We start from the raw sequence: 20,995 nt of genomic DNA, 5'->3' as shown, positions 1-20,995 counted from the left end.
CCCCTCAAGATGCCCCTTCATAAAAATTATTGTTAATGATTTAAGAAAATTTACTTGACAAGCATCATTCTCTTTGTTTCTGAGAAACCATTCGTGTTCAACCTGTAGAAATATATTCCACTGTTTAACCTCGAAGCATCAAAAGAAACTTCATAATTACCAGCACCCATTTCCTCACTAATCAGTGTTTCAACTTCTTTACCGATTGCGTTGTAAACCTTTAATGTTACATTTCCTGATTTAGGTAATGCAAATTTAATCGACGTTGAAGGGTTAAATGGATTTGGATAGTTCTGCGATAAACTGAATTCTGCAGGTACATTGCTGTTTATTGGTGTTATTCCTGTCGGAATTGAGTATTTAATGAATCCACCTATACCGCCGGATGCACCAAGACCTGCAAAACCAACGTTAGCAGAAAGGAACTGAATATGCTGTACCTGACCTGTTGTTGCTTCTGTCGGTAATGGCTCTCTTATCCATGATGTTCCGAGATTTGTTGTTCTGAACATCCTTGTCGTATCACCTGCAACTGTCACTCTGATGGTGTTTGAACCGTCTTTCAATGCATTCATGTTTATTACCGCAACTGTTCCCGTTGTCCATGGAGCAGTAACTGCCGTGAATGTAACACCTCCGTCTGTTGTTTTTCTTAAATCGCCTCCGCTTGAACCGACCATACCGTTTGTGTTATTTACAAATCCAACTGCTTGATAGTAACATCCACTCGAACCGCCTGTTCCTGTAACAACTGTGTTTGCCCATGAACCGAAGTATCCTGTTGATGTTCTGAAAATTTTAGCAGTTGTTGCACTTGCTACGGTGTTTGCTGAACCAATCCATACGTGTGATGAATCCGTGAAATCCCAAGCATTAATTACACCCCACTCACTCGTAGCAATAGGAGCATTAGGTGCTAACACCCATGTATTGCCGCCGTCAGATGTAATTCTGAATTGGTAAGGAACTCCAGAACCCGTCGGATCACCTGAATAAATACCGTAGTTAGTGTTGAACATGTGTATACCGTTGCTGAAAGAACCCGATACGGTTAAAACACTTGTCCAGTTGAATCCACCGTTTGTTGTTTTAAACAACGATCCGTTAGTATTTCCAACAAATGCCGTTGTAGTATCAAAAGCAAATATTGAATAACCATTTACTGAAGGTAAACCGCCATTTCTTAAAAGCCAGTTTACTCCGCCGTTTGTTGATTTGTATACTCTTGCCGCTCCACCTGAAGCATCACAAACAACCCAAATTGTGTTTGCATCCGGTACTGTAATTGAATTAACCGGTGGATTAGGCGCCGGCAAATAGCTTACAAAAGACCATTGTGCAGTCTGTGCAAAAGCTGATACTGTTACTAATATTAACAGAATTGTAAAGATCTTTTTCATTTTCTCTCCAGTTTATTTTATGAATTTTGTTATTTATTTATCTATATAAGTTTTAAAGATATAAAGATATTACTAAATATTAAATAGTAAAGCTATTCTAATTAATTATTGTTTCTTTGCTGTAATTACCCATCGCAACTTCATACGCAGACATATAACCTAACCTGCTAATATTCTCAAATAATATTGGATTTAGAGTCTCTGGTTTATCACTCGGTAAATGAAGATGTGTATAACTAAAATAAGTAACAAAGTACAAGCTTGGAATTTTCTTCTTGTGAAATGGCTCTGCATCTGCTCCGCCGCCGTTCCACGTTCTCATTATCATAGAATTTGAATTTACAGAATCAATTGAATTTGCTAACTGCCACAATATTGGTGCACTTTTTCCGTTTCCAATCTGTATACTGTCTCCGTGTCCTATACAGTCATTATTAAACATAGCCACGGTTCTTTCAATCGGCACAAGTGGATTGTCAGTGTAATACTTTGCACCGTTAAGCCCCGATTCTTCATTTGAGAATAGAATAAATAATATTGACCTCTTTGGTTTAACTCCTGATTCGATAAAAGCTCTTGCTATCTCTAAAACAGACGCAGACCCCGATGCGTTATCATTCGCTCCGGGAAAATATATTTCCCCTGCTTGTCCGCCCGCGTGGTCTAAATGTGCACCGATTATTAAGTATTCATTCCTCAAATTTTCATCGCTGCCTTCAAGAAGTCCTGCCACATTCATAGTCCTTCTCGCTTTATCATATTTTGCAGTCACTTCGAGATAAACTTTCTGTTTTGTAACAAACGATAAAGGCTTTTTTCCGTTGTCTATTTCCGTCTGTAGTTCTTTTAAATTCTTTCCTGATGAAGTAAGTATCCTGTCAACCACAGAAATATCGGCATGTATCATAGGAAAATTTTCAAGTTGCTCTCCCTCACCGTCCATCACACTGCCGATTGGCTTCTGAGGATTTTTATCATTCGGCTTTGAAACAAAAATAATTCCAACCGCTCCTTTTTCATAAGCATTCTTTGCTCTGTATCTTAATGATTGATTCCAGTTTTCTTCTCCAAATTTCCAGGATGGTGCCTGTTTAAACATTATCACAATTTTTCCCCGCACGTCAATATTTGCATACTCATCAAAGTTGTTAGCTTTATCCGAAAATCCATATCCCGTAAATACTGCTTCTGTATTAAACTTACCGGAACCCGTAAATCCTCTGCATACAAAATCATCCCCCAATTTGTAAGCATTCATCGTTCCGTCTTCATTCATCATTGCAAATATACATGGGGCAAGTATTTCATTGTACTCAACGGTAAAGTTTTGATAGTACCCTTCGTCTCCAATAGGTTTTAATCCGAGTTTTTTAAACTCCTCTGCTATAAATGCTGCGGCCTTGTAATATCCTTCACTGCCTCCAAGCCTTCCGTTTAATTCCGGTGATGATAAATATTCAACCGTCTTCATCAGATTCTCCGATTTTATTCTATCAACACCTGCATATTTTATCTCAGGTTTGTCGTTAAACCCAAAATATACAATTGAAACAAGTAATATTATTAGTACTAACCTTTTCATTTAAATTATGTTTATTCTGTTGTTATCTTTAAAAAATCCTTTTCAAGTCCTAGTTTCGGACTTTCTATTATCCGCCCTATTTCCGTTCCGTCTTTGTAAAATATAAATGTAGGTACAAGCTTTATATCAAGGTCTTTTACCTCATCGGCAATTCCCTGCCTTTGCCTGTCAACACATATAAGACGAAGGTTTGACTCGGGAAAGTTAAGCGTATCAAGAATCTTCAGAAATGGCGGAACAAACTCTTTGCTGTCTCCACACCATGTCCCAAGAATAATGGTAATGTTTAGGTTTAAGAAATCTCTGTTTACTTTATCAAGAGATCTCTGGTCAAGTTTATGTATATCATAGCTCTTATTAAACCATTCACCAAAAGCACCCTCAGTTAACAATGTGCGGGTGATTGAACCGACCAGCATCGGAGCGTTCTTTTTCTCGTCAGTTGTTAACTTATAATCTTGTGAAAACAGCATATTAGAATTTATCATTAAAATAAAAATAATTAGATATTTCATGCTCAATTGAATTTTACTTATATTAAAATATAACGTTTAAAACATTATTACAATTCTGATTGTATTAGTTTTTAAATTAAACAGGTACAGAATTACATCTCTGTACTTTTATAATAAAAATACGTTCAACAGTTATCTTATCAAACTCATTTTTCTTACTTCTGTAAAATCGCCTGCTTGTATCTTGTAATAATAAATTCCTGTCGGATATTTTGCCGCATCAAATGTTGTAAAATAATTGCCCGAAGCTTGATATTCATTCACAAGTGATGCAACTTCTTTGCCAAGTAAATCAAAAACTTTTACACTCACGTTTGTTTCTTTTGCAATTCCATATTTTATCTTAGTTACCGGATTAAATGGATTTGGGAAATTCTGAGACAGATAGAATTTAACAGGAATTTCATTGTTAATAATACCGGTAGCAAGTTTTACATAGATTCCTTTATTGGGGGCATAATTCCAGCGTCCTGAATATCCTCTATCAACAGTTGCGTATAAGGTGTCTGATCCAACAGTACTGGGAGCCGAATAGCTAAATGTAATACTCTTGGGACTTGAATATGGAATACCTCCGTTTTGATGAACTAATTCCGTACCCATTACTTTTAGCTGCTGTCCGGCAATAATTGATAATGATCCGACCTTTGCCGCTATGTCAACACCTAAATCACCGCTCCCCCCAGAGTTTGTAATTGTCAATGTATACGTGTACGTTTGACCTGCTGTTACTGTATCCGGACCAGTAATTAAACCCGAAATAACAGTGTTAAATGCGTGACAGCTGGCGCATCCACTTGTACCAGGATTCTTTTTGGTCCCGCCCGTAAAACCATTTGGATAAGCCGGTAAATCAGATACAATAAAGAAAAAGGCTGTTATTACAACAGCCGTAGTTACAAAGATGTTCTTTTTCATTTTTATTTTAAATTTGAAAATGTGATTTTAAATATAGTGTGTATTTATTATACACTTCCAGTCAATAATAATTAATATTAAGTAATTATTAAACATACAAATAATATCATTTGTAAAACTGTTAGAAGAAACTTAAATAGAATATAAAATTGCTTCCCGGTTTGTAATTATTAAGTCTCCAGCCAAAGTTCAATCTCACTACGTCCAGAACATTAGCAAGAGCAAATCCCGCCTCCAAAAACGTACCATCAGTGCTTTTAACAAAGTCATTAAGCAGTATTTTTTGGGCATCGTCAGAAATCAGACTCCGTCCTGCATTAAAGAATAGTATTAAATCAATTGTATTAAGCAAAGGTACGCTCCTTGGAAAGAATTTTCCGAAGTTGTTCTCAATGTTAAAGTATGCAAGCTGAGTTCCTGCAAATTCATTGTAATCCATCGCGGCAAATGTCATAGCATCATCAGCCGATTTAAACACATCGAAGTATAATAAATCCTGAAAAGGAACTGAGCCATTCATAAATTTAAATCCCATCTTATATGTTGGACGTATTCTTGATGAAAATTTATTAGAACCGTATACCTCAATGCTGTATTTCCTGTTATCAAAAGTGCTATTTAATAAATCTTTTGAAGCATTTTCATAAGACATCGTTATGTAAGGAAATTCAGTTATTCTGAACCTTGTGAAATCACCGTCTCCCCAGTCAATAGCCCTGTAATTGTTAGGATCAATTCTTAGGATAATACTGATTGAGCGTCTGATATCATCGTTTATTACAGGCTGCATAGAATAGCTGTTTGGTCTTTTGATAATACTGTAATCGGAATTGACCTTAGCAGAAGTTCTTTCAGCTTGCTGATACCCGAGTCCTAATGCAATCTGAGGGATAATTCCTTTAATTACATCCGCGTTGAAACCCAGATAATTGTAATAAGCATACCTGTCTTTCTTTGTACCCAGCGTGTAAAGAATGTTTAACAAATCATCCATCAGCCCCCTCTTCATAAACGGTGAGAAAAGATAACTTCCGCCTGAAAAATTAAACCGTAAGCTCCTGTCTCTTAAAAGTTGGGTTGATAAATCAAACTTAACTTTAGCTTTTTTGTCGTCAAAACCGTAACCATAATACAAAGAAGAATTTACTCTTCCGAAATCTTTAGCATAATTAAGCTTTAATCCGAGCTGATGACCTGCAACACTGTTAAACTTGTACGTTTCAAGCAGGTCGAGTTTGAAATTTTTACCGAAACTTATTCCGGTAAGCCCCAATGTTACATCCGGTTTTTCATTAATTGATTTTTCTATAACTTTGTACGCTACTTTCTCGTCAGCTGTATTTTTTATTAGTTGGTTTTTGTTCCAATATGATGTGTCTTTTTTTGCATCCCTTTCAACTTTTACTATAACATCATCCCAGATATACGGAGGAGCTTTCTCGTTTAATCTGTAATCTGAAATAATTGTAAATACATCTATCTTAACTTTTACAATTCCTGCAAATCTTCCCTCACCGAATATTTCAACATCCGTAGGCATCCAGAAATTTTTCTTTTCATTATCTTTCTCCGGAGAAAACTTTTGTCTGAAAGTAAGTTTGTTGATACCTTTTACAACCTCACTGTTTGTTTCAAGGTCAACTTTTATGAGAGCGAAGAGACTATCAATAACATATATATTTCCGAGGAACTGCGGCAAAAGTGATGATGTATTAATAACGCTTATCTTAAATACTATTGTAGAGTCTATTGATGTTGTTCCAATCAGTTTATACTCGTAGTGGTCAAAAGCATCGTCAGCAACAGGACCGGGTATTTTATTTTCACCAAGGTCAATGCTTTCATCATAGAAATTCACAATCATAGGTATTGCAAATCCCCGTATTATATTAGCAGTTTCACGTTTTGACTTAACTATTTGTTTTTCTTCATCCGGTTTTCTGAAATATCCGACAGTTTCTGATTCGAGTATCCCCAATATATTCATTCCTGTGGAATCTTTCTTCAATGATGGGTCATTGTATAGATTCAAATTAGACCTTGCCACAAATTTGGAATAAGCATCGAAGTTATATTCGTTTAAATCTCTTTTAAATATTTGTTTATATTTAATTGCTTTACGTATGATTTCATAGGCAGGGTCTTCTCCTGCTACTTCAATAACCTCTGTATAGATTTCCGTTGGATTTAGAAATATGTTTCGTTCAGAACTTTCCCCCTGAATAAAAAATGACGAGGTATCAGTAAAATATCCTATGTATGAAGTAACTAAATTGTAAGAACCCTCCTTTACGTTTAGAATAAACTCTCCTTTATCGTCTGCGTTAGTTCCGGTACCCGTTTCAATGACTTTGATTGTTGCATATCTGAGGGGTTTATTAGTTTTTGCATCGAGTATTTTTCCTGTAATTCTGTAATTCTGTGAATACACGCAAGCTGCAAAAAACAAAAACAGAATAAGTAATTTGTACTTCATATAACAGAGTCTTTAGTTTTTATTAATACGAGTTTTTTGTCTTCGATATTATACTCTTCAGGGAAATCATATTCTATAATTTCTGTTGATACTTTATTATTATGCTTTGTTAAATTTTGTATTTCGTCTAACATTTCGCCCCCTTTAATACACAGAAACAATCCATTCTTATTTAACAAATCCTTACCCCATTTATACAAGTCGGAAAGCGGAGCAACTGATTTTGAGACTATATAATCATAAGCTCTGAAATGTTTCTTATTTTTCTTCAGTTCTTCTGCCCTGCAGCAAACTGCTTTAGTATCTCCCATATTCATTCTTATTATAATATCGTCAACTACATTAATCTTCTTTTGAATGGAGTCGCATAGTGTAAGATTGATTTTGGGATATAATATCTTGAGCGGAATCCCGGGAAAGCCGCCGCCTGTACCTATATCCAGTACTTTAGTGTCCGATTTAAAATCATATTTAGTTAGGAAGAAAATTGAATTTAATACAATATTTTCAATCGACGTATTCTTTCTTGATATCACGTTTACTCTTGAATTCCATTCGAGAATTAATTTATTGTACAAACAAGTATCTTTGTATCTCTGTTCGTCAGCTAATTTATACTCGTTAAAAAATCTCTTCAGTAATATCATATTGTAAATTATATACTGTACTGCAATTTTAAAAGGGAATAGTACTGCAAACAAAAAAACCCCGCATAAACGGGGTTTCGTATAATATTTAATAAATAAATTTAAATAAACAGAGGAGCTAATACAAGCGTAACTGTTGATAAAAGTTTAATAAGCACATGCAGTGAGGGACCGGCTGTATCCTTGAACGGATCGCCGACGGTATCACCGACGACACCTGCTTTGTGTTTATCAGAACCTTTACCCATATTCTTTGCAAGGTCTCTCGGTTCGAGTTCTATAAACTTTTTTGCATTATCCCATGCACCTCCTGCATTATTCAAGAACAGGGCAACGATAACGCCGACGATAGTTCCTATAAGAAGCATTGCGGCAACAACCTCAGCACCCGTTGCCTTAAATACAACAGGGTCCATTTTGTGGAGCCACTTGAAAATAAGTCCGACTAATATGGGCGTAAGAACTACAAGTAGTCCCGGTTTCACCATTTCTCTCAGGGCGGCTCTTGTTACAAGGTCAACACACTCGCCGTAGTTTGGCTTGGATGTTCCTGCAAGAATACCGGGGTCGCGTTTAAACTGATCGCGAACATTCTGTATAATTGCTTGTGCCGCTCTGCCAACTGCTTTAATAGCCCAGGCAGAAAATAGAAACACAAGCATAGCACCCATAAGAGCACCAATAAATACCGGTGGTTGAGATACGTCAACTCCGGGGAAATTATAGTTATGGCTGTATTCTTTTATTTCAACAATAAAAGCCTGGAAAAGCAAGAATGCTGCAAGTGCAGCAGAACCGACTGCATACCCTTTAGTCAGAGCTTTCGTTGTATTTCCAACTGCATCAAGCCTGTCAGTCTTAACTCTGATTTCCTCTGGCTGCTGAGACATTTCAACAATACCACCTGCGTTATCAGTTATAGGTCCGAATGTATCCATCGCAAGCACGTAAGCTGCAGGACCTAACATACCCATAGTTGCAACTGCGGTTGCGAAGAAACCACCATTTTCTAATCCGCTTGAAACTCCGAGTGCAAAAGATGAGATAATAGCTGCTGATATTACGATAGCAGGATAAGCAACGCATTCAAAACCAACTGCGATACCTGAAATAATGTTTGTTGCGGGACCTGTTTTTGATGCTTCAGCAATAGACTGAACAGGGCTGTATTTATATTCTGTATAATACTGAGTTATCCATAGGAATAATACTGATGTTAAAATACCAATAATACCACAAAGAAGGAAATGCCACCATGCGTTTGGTACCGCAGAAGCAACTGGACCTGTACCGAACACCCAGTATGAAGCAACTGCAAAACCAACCATTGCTAGGAATGAAGTTATATAGTAACCCCTGTTAAGAGCATCCATGGGGTCTTTATCTTCTTTCGTCTTTACCGACATAATACCAATAACAGAAGATATTAATCCGAATGCACGAGCAATAAGCGGGAACAAAATTATAAGCAGTAATATTTCCGGATTATTTCCAAATATTGCGGAATTACCGTTGTAAAGCATTGCTGCAAGTATCATAGCTCCGATATTTTCGGCAGCTGTAGATTCGAAAAGATCTGCACCACGACCTGCACAGTCACCAACATTATCTCCGACAAGGTCAGCAATAACAGCAGGATTCCTCGGGTCGTCTTCGGGAATCCCTGCTTCAACTTTACCAACGAGGTCTGCACCGACGTCGGCAGCTTTTGTATAAATACCGCCTCCAAGTTGAGCAAAGAGTGCCACGAAACTAGCTCCGAAACCATAACCTGCAATATAAAGCGGAATCTTACTTGTTTCTAATCCTCCTAAATAAAGAGCAATTGTAAATAAACCAACAACACCTAATAATGATAAAGCAACGATGAAGAGACCTGAAACAGCACCTGCCCTTAATGCAGTCTGAAGAGCTCCGTTCATTGAATTCATTGCTTCAGAAGCAGTACGGATATTCGCTCTTATGGAAATCCACATGCCAATATATCCGGATACAACAGAGCTCAATGCTCCGAGAATAAAAGACAATGAAGCCCACAGTGCGAGTTCGGGTTTCTGGAAAGTGTACAACAAATAAACTAGCAATGTAGTGACAAGAGCAAGCCAGAGTATTGTTTTATTCTGTCTTCTCAGAAATGCTTCCGCACCCTCCTTGATAGCATTAGAAATTTCCTGCATCTTAGCAGTTCCTGTATCGCGCTTCATGACATTCTTTATAAGATAAACAGCGAATGCCATGGCAAAGATACTAACGCCAAAAATCAGTAGTAATTCTTGTGACATGGTTTTTAATTTAGTTTATACATAAAATTAATTCTTTCTTTATCTAAGATTACTATTTTGCAGTATTTACCTTCGGTAAAATTCCGTAAATGTAATTAAATAAAATGAATAAAGAAAATATAAAAGTAATTTAAAATGTACGAATTCTGCAGGCGTAACATTCCTGCTAAATTAAGGATTATCTATTTTGAGGGTATCGTCATAGGTATTTCTATCTGAAGACTGTTTTGGCTTATCATTCACGAGAAAATTCTTATTGTACATATTCATTACAGACTTTAAAGGCTGTTTAATGTAGGCAAACACGCAATCTCTGTAAACGGGTAACATATTTTTAATTTTTTCTAATTCGGGTTCGTCAAAATTTGAAAGAACAAAATTCACAAATTCTTCTTTCTTCATAACCTCGTCTTTGCCAATGCCAACGCGCATTCTTGGAAAATCGTCAGTATTAAGATGATAGATAATACTTGCAATGCCATTGTGTCCACCGTCGCTTCCGCTTTGCCTAATGCGGATAGTGCCAAGTTCTAACTGGAAATCGTCGTATATTATCAATAAGTCACGAAGATTAATTTCGGGGTGAAGTTCAAAGAATTGGGAGACAGCTATTCCGCTATTGTTCATGTAAGTAGAGGGTTTAAGAAGAATGATATCGTCACCTTTATATTTAGCACGAGTAAAATAGTACTCGCCTTTACCGGCTTTAAAGGTCGAATTAAGGTATTCTGCAACATAATCAATGATTATATATCCTGCATTGTGCCTTGTTAATTCGTATTTAGTGCCGGGATTTCCTAAGCCGACTATAAGTTTCATACTGATTTAATAATTAAAAAACCCTTTAACCTAAGATTAGTTAAAGGGTTATTAAAAACTATAATGATTAAATTATTCTGCTGCTGCTTCTTCTTCTTTCTTTCCTTTAGTAATAACCTCAGGTTCCGCTGTGCCTTCCTCTGCGGGTGCTGTTTCTTCCGGTTCTGTTGTTGCAGCCGGCTGAACGACAGACACGACTGTTGCATTAGCTTCATTTAATATTTCAACATTATCAATCTTAATATCGCCTACTTTTACTGCATCACCAATAGAAAGAGCGTTGATATCAATTTCTATGTGCGAAGGAATATTCTGGGGCAGACATTTGACTTCAAGTTTGTGCAAAATGTGCTGTAATATACCACCGTCTTTGACTCCGGGAGCGTTACCGGTTAAGGCAACAGGTATTTCAAGGTTAATCATTTCACCGGCTTTAAGACCAAGCAGGTCAAAGTGGATTAAACGACTGGTTATAGGGTCAAACTGAACATCTTTTAAAATACAGCTGAAAGGTTTAGGCTCGCCTTTAACTTCAAGATTAATAACGTGCGATTCATCTGTAAAAACGACCGGTCTTAAAGATAATTCGGTTGCTTTAATAGCAATGTTTTCCCCACCATTAATATAATAAATGCCCGGAACATAACCGTCGTTTCTCATTTGCCTTGAGGTTGACCTTTTAAATCCGCTTCTTTTTTCGGCTTTTAATATAAGTTCTGACATAACAAAAATATCTATAAAATTTTGACAAACATAAATATATAATTTTTAATATTAATTATCAATTGAGAAATCCCACATTCCTGAGAAAACTTATACTACTGACAAGGGGGTAAAAGTTGATAAAACATTAATTCAATGGTTCTGAGACGCTAACCAAGCTTTTATTCAGAATAAAGCTAATTTTAGACTGGTTTACAAAGAATTAAAGTCTTTCCGTACCAAATTAGTATGAATGTGTATCAAATTTCAACTGTATTTGAATTGGATACAAAAGGGATTGTAAAATAAAGAAATGTTATTTCAGAAGATTATGGTTCACCTGTCCAACGGGAATGCAAAAGATATAATAAATACGTAAACATGTACATATTCAGCAAACACTTTAAAAATTAAGGAAGAATAGAATTAAAAGTAAATATGGATAGAAAAATATTTATATTTGAAACTCTTTGCTGATTATAATTGGTTTTACTTAATATATCAAAAAGAATGATGAGTTTATGATTTACGCTGAATTATTTTCCTTATATATTTTATAAATTCAAATTGATATATTCAAAAATATAAAACAATTACAAATCTGATAGTGACATCTGAAAAGAAAAATGCTGCAATAGTAACGGGTGCAAGCCGAGGGATTGGTTTTGCGGCAGCCGCAGAGCTTGCGAGTCAGGGTTATTCGCTGGGTTTGATGTCACTAACAGAAGAGAATATTAAAAAGGCAGCACAGGATATAAGGAGTTTGTTTCCAGAAACAAAAGTAATAACAGCTGCGTTTGATGTTGCTGACGGAGCGAGTACGGATGAGTTTATCCGAAGAGTGAATATCGAACTCGGAGAGGTAGCAGTGCTGGTTAACAATGCCGGTGACTATCCAACTGGAACATCAGATATGCCAACAGATGAGCTACAGCGTTTGATGGATGTGAATTTTCTTGCAGCTACAAGGTTTGTGCAAGGTGTACTTCCTTCAATGAAGAGAAATGGCAGAGGATACATATTTAACATAGCATCAATATGCGGAGTGGAAGCATTTGCCGATGTAGGAGGTTATTGCGCATCTAAGTATGCATTGGTAGGATACAGCTCGTCACTTGCTCAGGAACTTTCATCGAGCGGAATAAAAGTAACGGCACTATGCCCAAGTTGGGTAAATACCGAGAAGGCAGGCAGAGCTTCATTAAAACCAGAAGAAATGATTCAAACTAATGACATAGCATTAACAATACGTTATTTACTAAGTCTTGGACCGACAGCATCAATACGCGAGTTAGTAATACACTGTTAATAAAAATCATAAAATAACGGGGGTAATCAAATGGAAGGATTAACAACAACAAAGGCTCCATTCATAGAGAAAGCTCAACAGGACGGACAGAGGTTTATTCATCAACCGTACGAGCTTTATTCAGAAGAAAACCACGAGGCATGGAAGAATCTTTATGCACGTATTCAGGATCGGTGGGAAAAATATGCTAATCCAAAATTCCTGGAAGGAGTAGGGAAATTAAACCTTGATCCGAACCGAGTACCGAAAATTGAAGAGATAAATACATTTTTAAGACCTCTAACAGGATTTTCAGCAAAGCCGGTAAGCGGATACATACCCGCATTTATATTTTTTGATTGCTTAAGAAACAGAGATTTTCCGACTACAATAACAGTCCGAGACATTTCAAAACTTGATTACCTTCCCGAACCCGACATGTTTCATGACGTAGCAGGACACGTTCCGATGCACACTGACGGGGCATTTGCAGATACATTGGTACGATTCGGAGAGTGTGCATTATCAGCTGCGATGGTGATACAGGAACTTAAAGATAAAGAACTTCAGGTGCAAAGAGCAAAGTCAGTGATTAAAGCAATGGCACGTTTTTTCTGGTTTACGGTCGAATTCGGATTAATACGTTCAGGTAGAGATTTACGGGTATATGGAAGCGGTCTCTTAAGTTCATACGGAGAAATAACACACTCAATAGAATCCCCGGAAGTCCAGAGATATCCGATACAGCTTGAATGGGCGGTTAATCAGTACTTTGAAATAGACCATTATCAGCCGTTGCTATTTATTGTTGATTCTTTTGACCATTTGTTTTCGTTAGTTGATGAGCTTGAAAAGTGGGTAAAAGACGGCAAAGTGAACAATGTTTCGCCCGGTGAGCCGTTTGTAAGCGATACCGATGTTGAAAGTTTCCTGACGGCCAAGCTTTAGGATATCATAAATTGATATTTCGTTCTTTTGGAACTTTGGGTGTTATATATATAATTTTGCAATCGGAATTTACTATGAGTCACTAAGCAACTTTATCCCGCAGTACAATACGAGTTGTTTGTTCATAGTTATTAAAAACCGCATAAGATATATTTGTATATGGACTTACAAATTTCCGTTCTTATAACGACGTTTAATAGCGAAAAAAATATCAGACGTGCGCTGGAGAGCGTTAAATGGTGCGATGAAATTATAGTTGTTGATTCGTACAGCAAGGATAAGACAATTTCAATTGCCGAAGAATATAATCCGAGAATATTTTATCGTGTTTATGAGGGTTCTTCGAGACAGCTTGAGTACGGAGTATCTCTTGCGACTAATGATTATGTACTAATTCTTGATTCAGATGAAGAGGTTACTGAAGAACTTAAAAATGATATTAAGAAAATTCTCAACAACGGAAATTTTAACAAAGGCGGATATAAGATACAAAGAAGAACGTACTTTATTAGCAGATGGATTAAATACGGCGGATGGGGAAACGACTTTCAATTCAGGCTTATGAACAAATCTTATGTAGAATTCCTTCATAACCATGACGCACACTGGTCAACAAAATCTGATTTTCAGCCTGAATACATAAATTCATTCATAAATCATTTTACATACGATAATATATATGATTACATCGGGAGAATGAACATTTACAGCTCTCTTGACGTAAACACCAAATTCCGAAACACTCCTGACCTGATTGTAAAAAAGAGAAACTTCATACTGAATCCGCTTGCCGAATTTATAAAGATGTATTTCCTCGCGAAAGGTTATAAAGACGGGATTCAGGGATTTATACTTGCATCATTTTCAGCAATACATAAATTTACCGCTTACCTTAAAATGTGGGAATATCAGTATTCAAAAAACATGAATACTGAGCTTCCGCCTATTACTTATTCAGAGCTGAAGAATAACAGGAAAAACTAATTTGATTTGATCAGTTATTTGATACAGTTTCTTTGGGGACTGTTCTCAGGAACTCACCATACTGCATAGGTTCTTCAAGTCTGCATGACCAAACAAGCTGGTCAACTCCGTTTCTATCTTTCCAAACTGTAATATCAGGGCATCCGTCGCACATATTCTGTTCGCCGTTTGCCATAACATCTATGGGTTGTATAACCATAATGGATTGCAGATATACCTTTTTGAAGATTCTAAACGGGTTTCGCAGCAGGTATCCTAAATATCTTTTGAAAGCTCTTCTCACACTTTTATTGAAAGGCCATAGTGCAAATATGGTTGTTCTTCCTTTGTTAATGCTGTTAGAAGAACCGTAAGAAAGATAAGTGCCATAAAGATAATGATATCCTGCCATAATAAGCTCCATAAATTTAGGGTCAAGATATGAAAAAATCTTATCCTTTGTTCCTATTCTTTCAGTGAGAAGCCACTTATAAGAATCAGATTTGTGTGTTCCATTTAAAAAAGCTGCGGGGAAAAATTCAGGATTGGATTTTCTGATTTCATCCACAACATCAGGAGATAGAATGCTTGTAATTTCTTCTTTGTCTGAATGATAATGAACGCCTTCGAGTTCAATTTTCTTCGCACCTGAATAAAAGTCGTATCCAAGTCCTGGAGTTGCATACCTGAAAAGAATGAAAACCACTGTATTAACGATATCAATATTTTTCTGCGCCCACTTTACCATTTCAGGTATGTATTTAAAAGTATCCCCATAGACGGTAGCATTGAAAGAACAAGCGATACCTCCGGCATCGGCAACCATTTTTGCGAAATGATAGCGCAGTTCGTTCAGTTCGAGTTCTGTTTTACCCGTCCAGTTTTCTCTCTTCTGTTTGCTATCGACATGAAAAGTAAAACCATAGACTCCGGCTTTTTTAAGTTCAGAAAGAAGTTCTTTAGTGAGAGCAATTCCGTTAGTGTTGATTATAGGTTTTATTCCTCGTGATTTAATCTCAGCAACCATATCAGTTATATGTGGATACAACAAAGGTTCACCGCCTGCGATTGAGATACAGTCCGATTTTCTGAGTTTTTGAATAACATCAATTTCATGCTTAATCTGCTCGATTGATTTATGAGAGTTGTGAACATTCTTACGGTAACAACCGTAGCATGACAGATTGCATTTTGAAGTTGGTTCCAGCCATGAAATACCATTATCGGGTAATGTCCATGGCATTCTGTACAAATCAACAGGATTGAACAAAGGATTCTTCATAATATTCCCCCTATATTATCTATTAGATTATCTATTAGAATGATTATTTTACCGAATTAAAAATTCGAATAGATTAATTTTTATTTCATCAAATTTAATTAAAATAAAAATTTATCGCAATATAAAATATGTATTTATCTACAGAAAATTACCCGTTAGCAAATTGAATACTGATTCAATATTATTACCGAAAATGATAAGCCCTTCTTTGTGTCCGCCCATTACAAGAAATTTCTTTTCTTCCAAATTCGTTTTGAGCCAAAGACGTTTAACTTCTAAAGCCATTTCGGGGGTTCCATACGGAATGTTTATTGAGGAGGTAGGAACTTTGTCAAAGAGTTTTTTCCAGAGCTTAAGATTATGAATGTGTATAACGCATTTTATATCAGTTGAAAGTTTATAAATAACATCGTGGGTCATAGACTCTGAAGATGCGGGTTTCATGCCTGTACAAGAAACAAAATTCTTATTCGCTGAGACAGAGTGAACGATGGTAAAATGGAATTTGCGGGCAACTTTGATCCTGCCGGTACCCGAAGCTGATATAATAAAAGAACCTGTTGGATTATGCAGAACACTAATATTGCCATAACCGATTCCCTCTTTATCAACGCCTATAAGTCCGAGGCGATACAATTTGTTTCGGTATGAAATTAATTCGTGAATATCTAAGGAAGACGGAAGCGGTTTCTTGTTCCATTTATAATTATACTTAATTACACCTTCCTTCATCTTCATATCATGCATACCTGAATAGTTTTCTTATACTTCTTTCGTTAGGCTTTATCACTCCTTTTTCTGTTATAATACCCGTTACATATTTTGATGGTGTAATATCAAACCCGAAATTTCTTATATTTGCAGTGTCAAAAGTGCTTAACCCTTTGTTTATCTTATTTCCGTCATAATATTCGGCATATTTAATTTCATCGGGACTCCTTTCTTCTATAGGGATTTCTTTCAAGCTATCTTTCATATTCAGGTCAAAAGACGACAAAGGTACAGAGGCATAGAACGGAATTTTATTATCGTAAGCCGCGAGAGCGGTTTTATAAGTACCAATCTTGTTGCATACATCGCCTGTAAGAGTTGTTCTGTCAGAACCGACAATAACCATATCTACCAAACCTTTCTGCATTACATAACCGCCTGCATTATCGGTAATTAAGGTATAGTCTATACCGTTCTGTGCGAGCTCCCACGCAGTCAATCTTGCTCCCTGATTCCGCGGTCGTGTTTCTTCAACCCATACATGAACTTTTAAACCTGCTTTTTTCGCCAGGTAAACAGGGGCAAGTGCCGTACCATAATCAATAACAGCGAGCCAACCTGCATTGCAATGTGTGAGTATATTAATATTTTCTTTTCCTTTCTTAACCGACAGACTCCTGATTATTTTTAAGCCGAACTTACCGATATTCAAACACGCATGAACATCGTTTTCACAAATATCAGACGCCGTTTTTAAAGCAGAATGAATTTTTGCTGTAATGGATTTATGTTTTAAAACATTATCAAGAGTTTTAAAGACAGCCCATTTGAGATTCACTGCTGTAGGTCTTGCAGATATTATCACACGGCTAAAATCAATAACGTATTTATCTATGTCGTCGGGCTTGCTATATCTTTTTTCAGCTTCAAGCAGAGATAGATAGATACCGTATGCTCCTGCAGCCCCTATTAATGGGGCACCTCTGACTATCATATTTTTTATGGCTGAAACAGCAGCACTTGAAGACTTAATTTTAACAACCTCAAATTTGAAAGGAAGTTTGTTCTGGTTAATTGCAAAAACAGTTTCTTTGTTGCTCTTATCTGTCCAGATTGTCCTGTATTTCTTTCCGTTTACTAACATAACTGCAAAATAAGTATTTCAAGAATTTCTTAACAAGCAATTAGAAATCCTTAATTTAAAATTAAATTTGAACTTAATTATTATTTTTTAAAAGTAACTTGTGGTAAAAAAATATCAATTAACTTTGGCTCAAAGCTAACACTAATTCGAGACTAATTTGAGACAAATTAGAGAGCAAGGTGGAATAAAAGTGACAAAAATGACAAACACTGTAAATACAATAGCTTATAAATTCGCAATTATACTCTATTATGAAACAATAGGGAATCAGATCTGACTTAAAAAGATTTTAGATATTGGTTATATGGTTTTGGTATAAATATTAACTTGAATGACTTAAATGTTTTATTATTAAGCATTATATTGTGTTATTATTTTCGGGATGTAGCGTAGCCTGGTAGCGCGCATCGTTCGGGACGATGAGGTCGCTGGTTCGAATCCAGTCATCCCGACTAAACCCTCCTAAATGGAGGGTTTGTCGTTTATGTATCACACGTATATATTGAAATCTTCTAAAACAGGAAAGCTGTATATTGGACAAACTAATAATCTTGAAAAAAGAATATTCAGATATAATAATACTAAATCCATCTACAAAAGGTAAAGGACCATGGGATTTAATTTATTCAAAAATGTTTGAAACAAGGTCTGAAGCCATTATACATGAATTAAAACTGAAGAAGATAAAAAACACCCATTTCATTTTACGCAATTTAGATAAACTTTAGCTCGATATGGTCGTCCCGATAAATCGGGATCATCCCGACTAAGCCCTCCTAAATGGAGGGTTTGTCGTTTATATTTTATACTTAAATTCATCCCGCCGTAATCCATGAAACATTTTAATACATCAATGGTTTAAATCATAGATATCTAATCTAAATAATAATATGAATAATTATAGAATGAGTTTTTTAGCTGTGTTATTTACTCTAACATTTTGTTCTATCGCTTACGGACAGGAGAAAGAAGTTGAATGCAGAACTTATGACTCTCTGCTGGCTGCTATCAAAGAAGGAAAAACCGCTTCATACGAAAAGACTGCATATATACCCGAATTTTCTCTGATTGAAAAAAGCAAAATTGTTGTTGCACCTCAGGATGCCGAAGGTAAAGGATTTTATGTCCAGGTTCAAATAAAAGACCTTGTCAAGGGGGATAATGAAAATGCTTATGATAATAAATCTATTATAGGTCTAATCGTTTTTGGATGTAAAAACATGAACGAAGATTATAAAAAACTTATAAACACTTCGTTTTCTTTTCTTGCCGAAAATACTGACGACGTTATGGAGTGCGCTATGCAAGGTTTAACCGATAACATCGATAGCAAATATTCGATTAACGGTACTTTTGTTAAGGCATACAAAGAACTATGCTTTGGAGAATCCCCAAAACCACTACCGGTGAAAAAACCTGCTGTATATTTATATCCAGCAAAGACTATGAGCGTCGAAGTAAAAGTTAAAGTAAATGGAAAACTTACTATAACAGAACCGCTCTATGAAAACGGATGGTACGTTACAGTTGCTCCGGATGGATTGATTGACAACAGGTACGATTACCTGTTTTATGAAGCTGAGCTGAATAAGGTCGAACTACCCGCAGAGGGCTGGGTTGTCGCTTTCAAAGAACTGGAAAAATGGTTTGATGAATATCTGCCTCAAATGGGTTTGAACAAAAAGGAAAAAGACCAGTTCAAAGAATACTGGCTCAAAGATTTAAGAAAAGAAAACTATTATGAAATACGGCTGCTTGACGATAAGTTTCTTAGTGAGAATATGGATTTAATTGTTTCACCGAAACCCGAAACTATTCTTCGGCTTAATTTCTACTTTAAACCTGTAAGCGTAAAATCTGAATTGATAGCGCCGATAATTAAGAAGGTTGAAAGAAAAGGATTTACGGTTATTGAATGGGGAGGCATTAACGAAGACGATTTGAGTACTCTGCCTTAAACAAATCATACTGGTTAATAAAATATAAGCCCTGTAAAAATTGCCGGACTTATTATTATTAATAATATTTCAAAAATTTATTCTACTTTAAATTCTTTTGTTATCGGTTTAGCGAAGTAATCTGTTAATCTAAAAATTTATTTCAGCAAAATAATCGTTTTAACTGAACTGTATTCTTTTCCCTCATTTACAATCATTCTCATAAAATATGTTCCGCTCGGTAATTTTGACCCATCAAAATAAACACTGTATGTTCCGGCTGTTTTGTGTTCATTAACAAGTGTCTTTACATTCTTTCCCGATACATCATAAACTGCTATATATACATCACTTACCATTGGCAGTTGATATCGAATAACTGTACCGGCGTTGAAAGGATTTGGATAATTTTGAAATAACATATATTGAGTGGGTAGTTCAGTTTCGTTTTCTCCGGATACAGGAAGTATAATATTATTCATTGCATTATTAATGACGGTCCAAAGAGGTTTTGTGTACGGAACACAATCCTGTCTGTAATACCACCAGAAGCAGCCGCCGACGTAACGTGGATGATTTACCTGAATGCCATAATATTTATTTACATAAAGTGTTTTTTTTGATGTGTCGGAAGTACCGCATTCACCGATTCCGATTTTTGCATTCGGAAAAATCTTGCCTACGCTATCTATCACAACCTGCCAGTTGGGCTGCAACCCATTGCAGTCGTCTTCCCAGTAAGACAGCCAGACATAATCTAGTCCTGTTTTCATGTGGGAAGGAACGTTTGTGTTAACCCATCGGAACATTTCATTGAGGGGATTTTCCCAACAGTCCTTGTTGTAATAAAGAGTTAAAGCCGTTTTCTTACCGGCTGCTTTGAATATTTTGTAAGCAGTATCCATTTTAGCAACAACAGATGAAGTAGTACCAAGCCATTCGCCGTTGATTTCATTTCCGATTTCCCAGATATAAACTTTTGAGCCAAGAAGGCTGAGATATTCATTCGAACGTGCAACATACTGTGCGAGGCTGTACTCACTCATAACGTAGCTATCGAGCAATTCCCCCATGATGTAACTTGAATCATATATCTGGTTAACAGCATTCTGGTAGTAAGTCGCGGGCATCCATTCGTCGAACACAATACGAACGGTTACTTTTTTATCGTGTCTGTTTAAAGCATTTACGACATTCGTAAGACCAGAAATATCATCAACAGTTACTCCGTAAACAAACGTTGTATCGTAAGCACTTGCTTTTATACCAAACAGCAGTGACGCAAAAATAATATATAAAATTATCGGTTTTTTCATGTGCTTTTTTAAAGGCTGTAAAACCACCATTCAATATAATGCTTTTAAAATAAAATTAAAACATT

At 36.2% G+C, this 20,995-nt stretch carries 18 protein-coding genes and 1 tRNA gene; 6 read left to right on the top strand and 13 right to left on the bottom strand.

The genetic code is table 11. The features are described 5' to 3' along the window. Positions 1-50: 50 nt before the first annotated feature. From WC644_06660 to WC644_06620, 9 genes are all read right to left on the bottom strand, one after another. Complete coding sequence (locus tag WC644_06660) at positions 51-1,400, bottom strand: T9SS type A sorting domain-containing protein (GenBank protein ID MFA5011620.1); 1,350 nt, start codon at positions 1,398-1,400, stop codon at positions 51-53. Between the two features lie 97 nt (positions 1,401-1,497). Further along, positions 1,498-2,982, bottom strand: a complete 1,485-nt coding sequence (locus WC644_06655; GenBank protein MFA5011619.1) for a M20/M25/M40 family metallo-hydrolase — start codon at positions 2,980-2,982, stop codon at positions 1,498-1,500. Positions 2,983-2,993: 11 nt separating this feature from the next. Then, the gene (locus tag WC644_06650) at positions 2,994-3,497 is read right to left on the bottom strand and encodes a thioredoxin family protein (GenBank protein ID MFA5011618.1); all 504 of its coding nucleotides are present in this window, start codon (positions 3,495-3,497) and stop codon (positions 2,994-2,996) included. Between the two features lie 132 nt (positions 3,498-3,629). After that, positions 3,630-4,415, bottom strand: a complete 786-nt coding sequence (locus WC644_06645) for a choice-of-anchor V domain-containing protein (GenBank protein MFA5011617.1) — start codon at positions 4,413-4,415, stop codon at positions 3,630-3,632. Positions 4,416-4,536: 121 nt separating this feature from the next. Continuing rightward, the gene (locus tag WC644_06640; GenBank protein ID MFA5011616.1) at positions 4,537-6,891 is read right to left on the bottom strand and encodes a DUF5686 family protein; all 2,355 of its coding nucleotides are present in this window, start codon (positions 6,889-6,891) and stop codon (positions 4,537-4,539) included. Continuing rightward, on the bottom strand, positions 6,888-7,538 hold the full coding sequence (rsmG, locus tag WC644_06635; GenBank protein ID MFA5011615.1) for a 16S rRNA (guanine(527)-N(7))-methyltransferase RsmG: 651 nt from the start codon (positions 7,536-7,538) through the stop codon (positions 6,888-6,890). The genes WC644_06640 and rsmG overlap by 4 nt, the downstream gene beginning before the upstream one ends. Positions 7,539-7,639: 101 nt before the next feature. Then, positions 7,640-9,820, bottom strand: coding sequence for a sodium-translocating pyrophosphatase (locus WC644_06630; protein ID MFA5011614.1), 2,181 nt, complete (start codon positions 9,818-9,820; stop codon positions 7,640-7,642). Between the two features lie 171 nt (positions 9,821-9,991). Next, complete coding sequence (gene pth / locus WC644_06625; GenBank protein ID MFA5011613.1) at positions 9,992-10,639, bottom strand: aminoacyl-tRNA hydrolase; 648 nt, start codon at positions 10,637-10,639, stop codon at positions 9,992-9,994. A 72-nt stretch (positions 10,640-10,711) separates the two neighbouring features. Then, the gene (locus tag WC644_06620) at positions 10,712-11,362 is read right to left on the bottom strand and encodes a 50S ribosomal protein L25 (GenBank protein ID MFA5011612.1); all 651 of its coding nucleotides are present in this window, start codon (positions 11,360-11,362) and stop codon (positions 10,712-10,714) included. Between the two features lie 586 nt (positions 11,363-11,948). Here WC644_06620 and WC644_06615 point away from each other — a divergent pair. The 3 genes from WC644_06615 to WC644_06605 all read left to right on the top strand — a co-directional run bounded on the left by WC644_06615 (position 11,949) and on the right by WC644_06605 (position 14,561). Next, positions 11,949-12,650 carry an SDR family NAD(P)-dependent oxidoreductase gene (locus WC644_06615; GenBank protein ID MFA5011611.1) on the top strand — a complete coding sequence of 234 codons (702 nt, stop codon included), beginning with the start codon at positions 11,949-11,951 and terminating at the stop codon, positions 12,648-12,650. Between the two features lie 30 nt (positions 12,651-12,680). Continuing rightward, positions 12,681-13,577: a phenylalanine 4-monooxygenase gene (locus WC644_06610; protein MFA5011610.1), complete on the top strand. Its 897-nt coding sequence runs from the start codon at positions 12,681-12,683 to the stop codon at positions 13,575-13,577. A 159-nt stretch (positions 13,578-13,736) separates the two neighbouring features. Next, complete coding sequence (locus WC644_06605) at positions 13,737-14,561, top strand: glycosyltransferase family 2 protein (GenBank protein MFA5011609.1); 825 nt, start codon at positions 13,737-13,739, stop codon at positions 14,559-14,561. Positions 14,562-14,571: 10 nt separating this feature from the next. On the opposite strand, the gene WC644_06600 is transcribed toward WC644_06605, so the two are convergent. The 3 genes from WC644_06600 to mtnA form a co-directional block, all read right to left on the bottom strand. After that, positions 14,572-15,822 carry a radical SAM protein gene (locus WC644_06600; GenBank protein MFA5011608.1) on the bottom strand — a complete coding sequence of 417 codons (1,251 nt, stop codon included), beginning with the start codon at positions 15,820-15,822 and terminating at the stop codon, positions 14,572-14,574. Between the two features lie 138 nt (positions 15,823-15,960). After that, a complete protein-coding gene (locus WC644_06595; GenBank protein MFA5011607.1) occupies positions 15,961-16,560 on the bottom strand; it encodes a class II aldolase/adducin family protein in 600 nt (199 codons plus the stop codon). A 1-nt stretch (position 16,561) separates the two neighbouring features. Beyond that, complete coding sequence (mtnA, locus tag WC644_06590) at positions 16,562-17,677, bottom strand: S-methyl-5-thioribose-1-phosphate isomerase (GenBank protein ID MFA5011606.1); 1,116 nt, start codon at positions 17,675-17,677, stop codon at positions 16,562-16,564. 378 nt (positions 17,678-18,055) lie between these two features. Here mtnA and WC644_06585 point away from each other — a divergent pair. From WC644_06585 to WC644_06575, 3 genes are all read left to right on the top strand, one after another. After that, positions 18,056-18,129, top strand: a tRNA-Pro gene (locus WC644_06585). 81 nt (positions 18,130-18,210) lie between these two features. After that, on the top strand, positions 18,211-18,405 hold the full coding sequence (locus WC644_06580) for a hypothetical protein (protein MFA5011605.1): 195 nt from the start codon (positions 18,211-18,213) through the stop codon (positions 18,403-18,405). A gap of 162 nt (positions 18,406-18,567) precedes the next feature. Continuing rightward, positions 18,568-19,635 carry a hypothetical protein gene (locus tag WC644_06575; protein ID MFA5011604.1) on the top strand — a complete coding sequence of 356 codons (1,068 nt, stop codon included), beginning with the start codon at positions 18,568-18,570 and terminating at the stop codon, positions 19,633-19,635. A 137-nt stretch (positions 19,636-19,772) separates the two neighbouring features. On the opposite strand, the gene WC644_06570 is transcribed toward WC644_06575, so the two are convergent. Beyond that, positions 19,773-20,930 carry a T9SS type A sorting domain-containing protein gene (locus WC644_06570; protein MFA5011603.1) on the bottom strand — a complete coding sequence of 386 codons (1,158 nt, stop codon included), beginning with the start codon at positions 20,928-20,930 and terminating at the stop codon, positions 19,773-19,775. Positions 20,931-20,995: the final 65 nt, after the last annotated feature.

The organism is Ignavibacteria bacterium (genome assembly GCA_041649015.1).
Classification (GTDB): Bacteria; Bacteroidota; Ignavibacteria; order Tepidaquicellales; family Tepidaquicellaceae; genus CAIKZJ01.
Note: the sequence above shows the minus strand (reverse complement) of the source record. Positions and strands in the feature narration are given on the sequence as shown.